Origin of the sequence: Pseudomonas sp. VE 267-6A, assembly GCF_024126555.1 — a bacterium.
GTDB lineage: Bacteria > Pseudomonadota > Gammaproteobacteria > Pseudomonadales > Pseudomonadaceae > Aquipseudomonas > Aquipseudomonas palmensis.
In genome coordinates this window covers 180860-191916 of record NZ_JAMYBY010000008.1, presented here as the reverse complement: position 1 = coordinate 191916, position 11057 = coordinate 180860, and the positions used below count along the sequence as shown (strand labels likewise).

The 11057-nt window shown below is 65.9% G+C and carries 9 protein-coding genes; 4 read left to right on the top strand and 5 right to left on the bottom strand.

The window, feature by feature from the left end:
• Window positions 1-184 precede the first annotated feature (184 nt).
• A complete protein-coding gene (gene cra / locus NJH59_RS11610; protein ID WP_054916282.1) occupies window positions 185-1180 on the top strand; it encodes a catabolite repressor/activator in 996 nt (331 codons plus the stop codon).
• A 2-nt stretch (window positions 1181-1182) separates the two neighbouring features.
• The gene (locus NJH59_RS11605; RefSeq protein ID WP_058541376.1) at window positions 1183-1959 is read left to right on the top strand and encodes a TatD family hydrolase; all 777 of its coding nucleotides are present in this window, start codon (window positions 1183-1185) and stop codon (window positions 1957-1959) included.
• Window positions 1960-2000: 41 nt separating this feature from the next.
• Here NJH59_RS11605 and NJH59_RS11600 read toward each other — a convergent pair whose 3' ends face one another.
• The 4 genes from NJH59_RS11600 to NJH59_RS11585 all read right to left on the bottom strand — a co-directional run bounded on the left by NJH59_RS11600 (window position 2001) and on the right by NJH59_RS11585 (window position 7844).
• Window positions 2001-4019: a methyl-accepting chemotaxis protein gene (locus NJH59_RS11600; protein WP_054916280.1), complete on the bottom strand. Its 2019-nt coding sequence runs from the start codon at window positions 4017-4019 to the stop codon at window positions 2001-2003.
• 180 nt (window positions 4020-4199) lie between these two features.
• Window positions 4200-5033, bottom strand: coding sequence for a regulatory signaling modulator protein AmpE (ampE, locus tag NJH59_RS11595; protein WP_043864382.1), 834 nt, complete (start codon window positions 5031-5033; stop codon window positions 4200-4202).
• A complete protein-coding gene (gene ampD, locus NJH59_RS11590) occupies window positions 5030-5590 on the bottom strand; it encodes a 1,6-anhydro-N-acetylmuramyl-L-alanine amidase AmpD (protein WP_253086816.1) in 561 nt (186 codons plus the stop codon). The genes ampE and ampD overlap by 4 nt, the downstream gene beginning before the upstream one ends.
• Before the next feature lie 79 nt (window positions 5591-5669).
• Window positions 5670-7844: a DUF1631 domain-containing protein gene (locus tag NJH59_RS11585; protein WP_253086815.1), complete on the bottom strand. Its 2175-nt coding sequence runs from the start codon at window positions 7842-7844 to the stop codon at window positions 5670-5672.
• 249 nt (window positions 7845-8093) lie between these two features.
• Between NJH59_RS11585 and nadC the strand changes: the two genes are divergently transcribed.
• Window positions 8094-8942, top strand: coding sequence for a carboxylating nicotinate-nucleotide diphosphorylase (gene nadC, locus NJH59_RS11580; RefSeq protein ID WP_054916277.1), 849 nt, complete (start codon window positions 8094-8096; stop codon window positions 8940-8942).
• Between the two features lie 79 nt (window positions 8943-9021).
• Here nadC and trxB read toward each other — a convergent pair whose 3' ends face one another.
• On the bottom strand, window positions 9022-9984 hold the full coding sequence (gene trxB / locus NJH59_RS11575) for a thioredoxin-disulfide reductase (protein WP_043864378.1): 963 nt from the start codon (window positions 9982-9984) through the stop codon (window positions 9022-9024).
• Window positions 9985-10320: 336 nt separating this feature from the next.
• Between trxB and cysZ the strand changes: the two genes are divergently transcribed.
• Window positions 10321-11049, top strand: a complete 729-nt coding sequence (gene cysZ / locus NJH59_RS11570) for a sulfate transporter CysZ (protein WP_054916276.1) — start codon at window positions 10321-10323, stop codon at window positions 11047-11049.
• The last annotated feature ends 8 nt before the right edge of the window (window positions 11050-11057 follow it).

The following is an 11057-nucleotide window of genomic DNA, read 5'->3' as shown; positions in this document are numbered from 1 at the left end:
GAAAAATCGCCTGCTGAATCGTTTAACCTAGAATAGCGTGCACGTTACTCGATAACCTGCGAACAATGAAAGCCCCATTTTGTCGGACAATTGCGACAATGGTCGTCTGCGCCGATGCTTCGCAATCGGCGACAATACCCGGTCAGGCTCTGCAGCCAACCCCGGTAATAACAAGGAAAATTCGGTGAAACTCAGCGATATCGCCCGTCTGGCCGGTGTGTCCGTTACCACTGCCAGTTATGTCATCAATGGCAAGGCCGAACAGCAACGCATCAGCAGCAGCACGGTAGAGCGTGTGCGTGCGGTGGTCGAGGCCCATGGCTTCACGCCCAACCCGCAGGCGGCCGGGCTGCGCAGCCGTCACACGCGCACCCTTGGCTTCATCCTGCCAGACCTGGAAAACCCCAGCTATGCGCGCATCGCCAAGCAACTGGAGCAAGGCGCAAGGGCCCAGGGCTACCAGCTGCTGATTGCCAGCAGCGACGACCAGCCCGACAGCGAGCGCCAGTTGCAGCAGCTGTTTCGCGCACGGCGCTGCGACGCCCTGTTCGTCGCCAGTTGCCTGCCCGAAGACGACGACAGTTACCGCACGCTGCAGGCCAACGGCCTGCCGATCATCGGCATCGACCGCAGCCTGGACCCGGCGCAGTTCTGCTCGGTGGTCAGCGACGACGAGCATGCCAGCCTGCACCTGACCCGCAGCCTGCTCGACAGCGCCCCGGCGCATATCGCACTGATTGGCGCACGCCCGGAGCTGAGCGTCAGCCGCGCTCGCGCACGTGGTTTCGACCAGGCCCTGCAAGGCTTCGACGGACGGGCCAGCCAGCACCAGGGCGAAGCCTTCAGCCGCGAGTGCGGGCGCCGCCTGATGAGCGAGCTGCTGGCCGACCTGGGGCGCCTGCCCGACGCGCTGGTGACCACCTCCTATGTGCTGCTGCAAGGCGTGTTCGATGTGCTGCAGACCCGCCCGCCAGCATCGCGCAGCCTGCACCTGGGCACCTTCGGTGACAACCAGTTGCTGGACTTCCTGCCCCTGCCGGTCAACGCCATGGCCCAGCAGCACGGCCTGATGGCCGAAACCGCCCTGCGCCTGGCGCTGGAGGCGGTGGAGAAGCAGCACTACACGCCGGGTGTGCACGCAGTGGCGCGCACCTTCAAGCAACGCCTCTTCAAGGCCTGACCATGCGCCTGGTAGACACCCACACCCACCTGGACTTCCCCGACTTCGATGCCGACCGCAGCGAAGTGCTGGGGCAGGCGCGCCGCGCCGGGGTCGAGCGCATGGTGGTGCTGGGGGTGTACCAGGACAACTGGCAGCGGGTATGGGAGCTGGTCAAGAGCGATCCGCAGCTGTATGCGGCGTTCGGCCTGCACCCGGTGTACCTGGAACAGCATCGTCCGGAACACCTGCTGGCGCTGGGCGACTGGCTGAGCCGCCTGCGTGGCGACCGGCAGCTGTGCGCGGTGGGCGAGTTCGGCCTGGACTACTACGTGGCCGAGCTGGACCGCGAGCGCCAGCAGGCGCTGTTCGAGGCCCAGTTGCAGCTGGCGGCGGACTTCGACCTGCCGGCGCTACTGCATGTACGGCGCAGCCACGCCGACGTGATCGCCCGGCTCAAGCGCTTCAAGCTGGCGCGTGGCGGCATCGTGCATGCGTTTGCCGGCAGCTACGAGGAGGCCCGCGAGTACCGCCGCCTCGGGTTCAGGCTGGGGCTGGGCGGTGCGGCCACCTGGCCCCAGGCGCTGCGCCTGCGCAAGGTGCTGCCACGCCTGGGGCTGGACGGCGTGGTGCTGGAGACCGACTCGCCGGACATGGCCCCGGCGATGTACGCCGGGGTGCGCAACAGCCCTGTGCACCTGCCGCAGATTGCCGTGGCACTGGCTGAGGTGATGGGGGTTGCGCCCCAGGTGCTGGCCGAGGCCAGCACGCGCAATGCCTGCGAGCTGTTTGGCTGGTAATACCGGCCCTGCGCCTCGCCGGCGAAGGGCCCAGCCCTCGCTCAGACCCTGAACGCCCCGATCAACTGCTTCAACTCCATCACCTGCGCCGACAGCTGCCGGCTCGCATCTTCGGTCTGGTGCGCGCCCTCGGTGGTGTGCTCGGCCGCGCGGTTGATCTGCACGATGTTCAGGTCGATGTCATGCGCCACCGCCGTCTGCTGCTCCACCGCCGCCGCAATCTGCTGGTTCTGCTCCACGATGCTGCCCATCGCCCCCAGAATGTTGACCAGCGCCTGCTGCACCTGCTGCGACTGCCCCACGGTGCCCGCCGCCATCTGGTGACTGCTGTCCATCGCCCGCACCGCCGCCTCCACCCCACCCTGCAGGCGTGAGATCATCTGGTCGATTTCCTCGGTCGACTGCTGCGTGCGCTTGGCCAGCGTGCGTACCTCGTCGGCCACCACCGCGAAGCCACGCCCCTGCTCCCCGGCCCGCGCCGCCTCGATGGCGGCGTTGAGCGCCAGCAGGTTGGTCTGCCCGGCGATGCTCTTGATCACCTCCAGCACCTGGCTGATCTGCTGGCTGTCGCTGACCAGCTGGTTGATCACCCCCACCGACTGGTCGATTTCGGCCGCCAGCCCGGCAATGCTGCCCTGCTGCGACTCCACCAGCTCGCGCCCGCTGACCGTCTCGCGGTTGACCCCGTGGGCGCTGTTCACGGCTGCCGCAGCGCTGCGAGCCACTTCCTGGGCAGTGGCCGACATCTGGTTCATGGCCGTGGCCACCTGCTCGATCTGCCCACGCTGGCCGCTCACCGCCTGGTTGCTGCGCGCCGATACCGCATGCACCTGCTCGGCCTGGTGTTCCACCTCGGCCACCGTCTGCCCGACCCGCTCGATCAGGTCATGGATGCGCCGCACCGTGGTGTTGAACACCTCGCCCAGCTCGCCCAGCTCGTCGCGACTGCGGGCCTGGAAGGTCACCGTCATGTCGCCACCGGCCACCTTGTCCATCACCTTGCCCAGGGTACGCAGGGTGCTGCGGGTGGAGGCATAGAAGCCGCCATACAGGTAGCCGATCAGCATGAACACCGCCGCCAGGGCCAGCACCAGCAACACCATGTGCTGGCGGTAGTCGCCCAGGCGCGCCTGCAACTGCTGTTCGAGTACCTGCAGGGTGGCGCCATTGAGCAGGTAGGTCTGCTCGATCAGGCCGCTGACCTGCTGGTAGAACGCCGGCCACGGCGCATCGAGGGTATCGGCCATCACCACCTGGTCTTCGAGCAGCTCGCTGGCCTGCTTGAGCGACGCCTGGCTGCTGGCGGCCTGGCTGGCCAGCCGCGGCTCGTCGCCCAGGGCGTCCTGCAGGCGAATGGCGTAGTCGGCCGACAGCTTGTCGAGGCTTTTGAGCAATTCTTCGAAACGGGTACTGGCCGATGAGTTGAGAAACCCCTGGCCCAGCGAGTAAGCCCCGATTGCGCGGCCTTCACCCAGGGTCTGGGTGACCTGGGCGGTGACCGTGGTCAGCAGCTCGCCCATCTGGCGCACGCCGGCATCGCTGTCCTGGCCAAGGCCCGACTGGCTGACCACCAGCTTGCCAAGCAGCTGCGCCTGCGCCAGCAGGGCGTCGTACAGGGCTGCACGGGTCTGCAGCGAGGAGTCGGCTCGCGCCGCCTCGAGCCCTGCCAGCAACTCGTCGCGCCGGGCGGTGAAGGCCTGCACCTGGGCCGGGTCCTCGGTCATCGGGGCCAGCGCGGCCACGCGCTTTGCCACCTGCTGTTCCAGCGCATCGATGCGCGCCTCCAGGTCGTCGGCCTTGCCGGACTGCCCCAGCACCGCGTTGATCTGCACCAGGTTGCCCAGGCTCTCCAGATCACCGCGCACGGCCAGGCTCTCGCTCAGCAGGCCGAGGCTGTGCAGCTCCACACGGGTGGCGTGGAACTTGGCATAGGCGTCGCGCACCAGATAGAAATTGGTGACCAGCATGGGCAGAAAGAACAGCACGCTGATCAGGCTGAACTTCATGCCGAAGCTCAGCCGGTTCATCAATGCGATTGCCGGATACAAGAGGCGCTTCAAGGGTCGTCTCCTTTCGATTTCTTATTGTTTTCTGCGCAATAGCACTAGGCCACTGGCGATCGTCAGCAGCCTCTGTATAGCGCATATCGAAGGGAAGTTTTGTAACTTAAGGTTAACCACCAGTAGCGGCGGCCTGTAGGAACGAGCCGCCGTTGCGGCAGCCCGTTTACACGTTGTGAGTCAGCCGAGCACAGTCCACAGGGCAAAGCCCGCGTACCAGAGCACTGCGGCACGCAGCAGCAGTTCCCACAGGCTGTCGAGCCCGGTCAGGCCTTGCGGGCCGGCCTCGACGTCGGCGGGAATCTCCGCCGCTGCCGTGCCCGCCTGCTCCACCAGGCGCGGCGCACCGATGTGCCAGTTGAGCAGTTCGTGCAGCATCATGCGGCTGACCGCCACAAAGTTGCCCACCAGTGCAAAACTGGCGGCCAGTACCCGCACCGGCGCCCAGTCGAAGGCGTGGCGCAACTGCCGGGCGCGTTCCTGTACCGCCGGGTTGCCGGCCCGCTCGCCCGTCAGCGCCAGCAGCCGGTAAGCCAGCGCTGCAGCCGGGCCCAGCAGCACATACCAGAAGATCACCGCAAAGAAGCTCTGGTAGGCCTGCCACAGCAGGTGCCCCTGCACCTTCTGGATCAGGCCCTGGCTGTCGTCGGCCGTCACCCCCAGGTCGCGCTCGGCCACGTGCACGGCCGCCTGTTCATCGCCGCGTCGCCAGGCATCGCGAAACGGCCCCAGCGCCGCCTTCACATCGCCCCGGCCCAGGCTGTAGATCAGCACCAGCAGGTGCACCGGCAGGGCCAGCAGGCCATAGGCGACCGGGTCGAGCACGTGCAGCAGCAGCGCCAGTACCACTACTGGCAACAGCACCAGAATGCCCAGCACCCACCAGGGGTCGGCCTTGGGCCTGCGCTCCAGGCGGGCCAGTTCGGTGAGAAAAAAGCCGTCGCGTTGCAGGCGCTGGCGCAGCGCCGAGAACTTCTCGACCCACAGCACCAGCAGTAACACCAGAAAACTCATGATCTGTCCTCGTTGACGTGCAGGCTGGCGCGATAGCGTTCCCAGTCGAACGCCGGCCCCGGGTCGGTCTTGCGCCCCGGCGCAATGTCGCTGTGGCCGCGGATTCGCCCCGCGATGGGCCAGGCAGCCTGCAGTTGCAGGGTCAAGTGTTGCAGGGCAGTGTACTGGGCGTCTGTGAACGGCGTCTGATCGGTGCCTTCGAGTTCGATGCCCACGGAAAAGTCGTTGCAGCCCTCGCGGCCCTCGAAGCGCGATGCCCCGGCATGCCAGGCCCGGTCCAGGCACGAGACGAACTGGGTGACCCTGCCGTCACGCTCGATCAGAAAGTGCGCCGATACACGCAGGTCCTTGATCTGCTCGAAAAACGCATGCTCGGCGATGGGCAGGCGGTTCTGGAAGAACGCCTGCACCTTGCCGGTGCCGAACTGCCCGGGCGGCAGGCTGATGTTGTGGATCACCAGCAGGCTGATGGCTTCGCCCTCGGGGCGCGCGTTGAAGTTGGGGGAAGGGCAATGGGTGACGCCAGCGACCCAGCCAGTAGCGTGGTCAAGTTGCATAGAAGATCCTGAAGCATGAGGGCTCTGGCGCAGTATGCCCCGAGGAATCGACGGTTGTATCGTTAAAAAGTGCGGGCGCTCAGGGTTGGCGCTGGCGCAGTTGGCTGACCACCGAACCCAGTGCACGTTCGAACAGCTGGGTGGCATCGAGCAGGCGTACCTGGCCCTGGCTCAACGCCCCGGCAAGCCCCTGCTGCGACCATTCGCGCAGCTTGCGCCCGGTACGGTCGACGAACACGTAGGTGTGGGTGCTGTCGATGATCGCGATCAGCTTGCCGCGTACCGGCTCGTCATCCTCGTCGCGCAGCTCGATCCAGGCCCCCGGGCGCAGGTCGCGCACCTGGTGCAGCGCCGGGTCGTCGTCGGGCAGGCTGGAGCACAACCCGCCCGCTGCCACCGACTCCGGCCCCAGCAGCACGATGCGGTCACGCACCAGCACCCGCTCGATACGCGCCTGGCCGGGGTGCCCTGCCCCTTCCACAGCCTGCAGGTGCAGCGCTTCGAGCTGGGCGAAGAACTCGCTGGTGGCAAAGGGGTCGTAGGCAACCCGGGTCAACCCCTCGCGCAGGGCCTTGAGCAGGCCCGGCACCTGCTCCAGCAGCCGAGCACGGTCGTCGCCTGTGTGTGACTCGACGCTCCAGAGCAACAGGTCCATGTTGGCCAGCGCGTCCTGCCACTGGGTCGAACCCCGCCCATGCTTGAGGCAGGCCAGCAGCAGCACCTGGCTCCAGGCCTGCTCGATCACCCGTACCACGCCTTGCGGCAGGCACTTGCCGAGCAGGCGCAGGTTGAGTTCGCTTTCAACCTGCTGGCGCGCCAGCACGGTGCGTGCCCGGCCCTCTTCGGCATCGCGGGTGCGCTGTTCGAGCAACTCGGTACGGCGGCGCTCATCGGCACTGAAGGCAAGGAACTCGGCCAGCAGCTCGGCGAAGATCTGCGGGTCGTCGGCAAAATCGGTGAGCAGGCGCTGCACGATGGCCTCGACCCGCAGGTACAGCTCGTCGCGCTGCACGTCATCACGCGCGCCCCAGCCCATCGCCACTGCGGCAATCTCGTCGAGCAGGCGGCGCGCCGGGTGGGTGGCGCGGCTGAAGAAGCTCTTGTCGAGCAGCGCCACCTTGAGCATCGGGATCTGCAGGCGTGCGATCAACTGGCGCAGCGAATGCGGCAGGTTGCGATCGCCGAGGATGAAGTCGAAGAGCATGGCGATCAGGTTGATCACATCCTCATCGATCACCTCGACCCTGCGGTACTTGCCGCTTTGCACGCTGGCCCGGGTCAGCAGTTGCTCCAGCTGGTGGCGCAGGTCGAAGTCCTGCACCTCCCCCGCTGCCGGCACGAACTGCTGCAGGTGCGAGAGCAGGCGCAGCAGGTCCTGCCTGCTGATCGGCTGCACCCGGTCATAGGGCTCCAGGCGCGGGGCCACCCTACCGCGCACCGGGGACAACAGCACCTGCAGCGAGGCGAAGGCAGCCTGCGCCCCGGCATCGGCCATCAGCGGGGCTGGCTTGACCTCCGGATCGCCGGCCGGGTGCGCCGGTTCGGCCGCCGGGGTGCGCCAGCCCGGCGCGCTCTTGAGGTCGGGCAGGATCCCGGTGGCGCTCAACAGCTGGTTGGCTTCGCCGTACAACTGGCCGACGTCGCACAGCACGTAACGCTCGAACAGCTTGAGCAGTATCAGCTTGACCTTGATGCCCACGCCCAGGCTGCGCCCGGCCTGCAGAAAGTACTCGCACAGCAGCGCCGGCCCCAGCGGGTTGGCGCGATCGTCCAGGCGCTGGCTGATCAGGCTGTTCATGCGCAGGGTCAGCTGGCCGAGGGCGAAACCGTCACGCGTGGCCACGCGGGCCACCATCGTCTCCACGGCCTGGGCCCGCTCACGCGCATCGTCGGCCATCAGCGCCTGCCTGTCGTAGCCACGGCGCGCCAACGGCGCGGTCGGGTCGTTGCCGGCAATATCGATGAAGGCGTCATAGAACAGGTCGAGGAAGGCACGCTCGATGCTCTTGCGCTTGAGGCGCAGGTCGCGCATCGCTTCGAAGAACAGGCTGCGGTCATGGTTGTCGGAGGCCGTGTCGGCCATTTCGAAGAGCGTGTCGTCGGCGTTGTCGAACAGCCCCTGCAGCGCCTGGCGCAGGTGCTGCGCTGCCTTGTCGCGCACTTGCAGCAGGATGACCGGCAGACGAGCGAACGGCGTGCGTGACGCCTGATCGGTGGTCGCCTTGAACGGCACCACCTTCCCGTCATTGGGCATCCCGGTCTCCTTGCTGGGTTGGCTACGAAGTGGATTGAATGGCTGTCAAAGTCATGACGCCAATTACAAGGCGCGCATTATCTGGCAAAAACGCGCGGCCTGCCAGCGAACTGTGCAGTACGTTTCGGCCAGCCTGTGGATAGACCGCCATGGGGCGCAAATGCTCATTTGCTGCGACCAAAGGCGGATTGCTGCACGCCCGCCCCGGGCTGCCCTATAATCGCGGCCACCTAGCTTGTGGAGCCCACCATGCCGAATCTACGCCTCGCCGACCTGACCGCCGAAATCGAAGCCAACGTGCGCCGTGCGTTGCTCGAAGATGTCGGCAGCGGCGACATCACCGCCCAGCTGATTCCTGCCGAGCGCCTGGCCAAGGCCACCATCATTACCCGCGACGACTGCGTGATCAGCGGCACGGCCTGGGTGGACGCGGTGTTTCGTCAGCTCGACCCGCGGGTGGCGGTGCACTGGCAGGTCAAGGACGGCGACCGGGCCACGGCCAACCAGGCACTGTTCCACCTGGAAGGGCCGGCCCGCTCGCTTCTGACCGGCGAGCGCAGCGCGCTGAACTTTTTGCAGCTGCTGTCGGGGGTGGCCACCCATGCGCGGCACCTGGCCGACCTGGTGACCGATACCCAGGTCAAGCTGCTGGATACGCGCAAGACCCTGCCGGGCCTGCGCCTGGCGCAGAAGTACGCAGTGACCTGCGGCGGCTGCCACAATCATCGCATCGGCCTGTACGACGCGTTTCTGATCAAGGAAAACCACATTGCCGCCAGCGGCGGGATTGCCGAAGCGATCGCTGCGGCGCGCCGCATTGCGCCGGGCAAACCGGTGGAAATCGAGGTGGAGAGCCTGGATGAACTGCAGCAGGCGCTGGAGGCCGGGGCCGACATCGTCATGCTCGACGAGCTGAACCTGGACGAAATGCGCGAGGCGGTGCGCCTCAATGCCGGCAAGGCCAAGCTGGAAGCCAGCGGCGGGATCAGCGAAAGCACGTTGCGCGCAATTGCCGAGACGGGGGTGGACTACATCTCGATCGGGGCAATGACCAAGGATGTGAAGGCAGTGGACCTGTCGATGCGCCTGAGCCTGTAAGAAACATCGCCGGCAAGGCCGGCTCCTACAGGGTTGTGCATGAACCTGTAGGAGCCGGCCTTGCCGGCGAAGGGGCCAATCAGAACGAAGCGTTCTGCAGGCCGTCCAGGTAACGCTCGACATCCAGTGCCGCCATGCAGCCGGCACCGGCCGAGGTGATTGCCTGGCGGTACACGTGGTCGGCCACGTCGCCGGCGGCGAATACGCCCTCGATGCTGGTGGCGGTGGCATTGCCGTCACGCCCGCCGTTGACCACCATGTAGCCATCCTTGAGCGCCAGCTGGCCTTCGAACAGCGAGGTGTTGGGGGTGTGACCGATGGCGATGAACACGCCGTCGACCTTCACTTCATCGAAGCTGCCGTCGTTGTTCTTCAGGCGCGCACCGGTCACACCCATGTTGTCGCCCAGCACTTCGTCCAGGGTGGCGTTGAGCTTGAGCTCGATCTTGCCTTCGGCCACGCGGGCGTGCAGCTTGTCGATCAGGATCTTCTCGGCGCGGAAGGTCTCGCGGCGGTGCACCAGGGTCACCTTGCTGGCGATGTTGGCCAGGTACAGGGCTTCCTCGACGGCAGTGTTGCCACCACCGACCACGGCCACCGGCTTGTTGCGGTAGAAGAACCCGTCACAGGTCGCGCAGGCCGAAACGCCCTTGCCCATGAACGCCTCTTCCGACGGCAGGCCCAGGTAGCGCGCGCTGGCGCCGGTGGCGATGATCAGTGCGTCGCAGGTGTAGGTGGCGCTGTCGCCCTTGAGGGTGAACGGCTTGTTGGCCAGGTCCACGGCGTTGATGTGGTCGAACACCACTTCGGTCTCGAAACGCTCGGCATGCTCCTGCATGCGCTGCATCAGCGCAGGGCCGGTCAGGCCATGTGCATCGCCCGGCCAGTTGTCGACTTCGGTGGTGGTGGTCAGCTGGCCGCCAGCCTGCATGCCGGTGATCAGCAGCGGCTTGAGGTTGGCACGGGCCGCGTACACGGCGGCGCTGTAACCGGCAGGGCCGGAACCGAGAATGATCACTCGCGAATGACGAACTTCAGACATGAAACGCTCCTGTCGAGCTGGCGAGCCAGCCACATGACGCCGGGGGCACCGGCTGGAATAAAAAAGAACCCGCGAAGCACTTGGGGAAGGCTTTTGGCCGCAGGTTCTGGAAACCGTGAAATTGGTGCGACTGTAACGAGGAGGCAGAGATTAAGGAAATATCCTTAGACAATCCACCTTATAGACGACCTCTATTCACCTGCCGAGCACCGGCCGCTTTGCCTATTAAATGATCGACAGGGTTTTGTTACCGGGGGTTGCGCGCATTTCGCCGCGCTTTCGCCCAGGCGTCAAACTCGGTAAGGTCGGCGCGTTTACCACCGCTCGGAGCCTTTTATGCAAGCCCCTGTCCTGTCTGGCCCCCAATACCTGCGCGAGGGCCTGAAACTGGTCCTGAGCCCGGGCCTGCGCCTGTTCGTGCTGCTGCCGCTGGCGGTCAACCTGCTGCTGTTCGTGGGCCTGATCTATTTTGCCGGTCACCAGTTCAGCCTGTGGGTGGACTCGCTGATCCCGACCCTGCCGGGCTGGCTGAGCTTTCTCAACTATGTGCTGTGGCCGCTGTTCGTGGTGCTGGTGGTGCTGATGGTGTTCTTCACCTTCACCATGCTGGCCAACATCATCGCGGCACCGTTCAACGGTTTTCTGGCCGAAAAGGTCGAGGTGGTGGTACGTGGCACCGACCCGTTCCCGGCCTTCAGCTGGGGCGAACTGGCCGCCATGGTGCCGCGCACCCTGAGCCGCGAACTGCGCAAGCTGGGCTACTTCGTGCCGCGCGCCCTGGCGCTGTTCATCCTGTCGTGGATCCCGGTGGTCAACATCGTGGCCGCACCGCTGTGGCTGCTGTTCGGTGTCTGGATGATGGCCATCCAGTACATCGACTACCCGGCAGACAACAACAAGATGAGCTGGCAGGACATGCTCGCCTGGCTGCGTGCCAAGCGCTGGCAGAGCCTGGGCTTTGGCGGCTCGGTGTACCTGGTGCTGCTGATCCCGTTCGTGAACATCGTGATGATGCCTGCCGCCATCGCCGGTGCCACGCTGTTCTGGGTACGCGAACGCGGCTGACGGTTGCC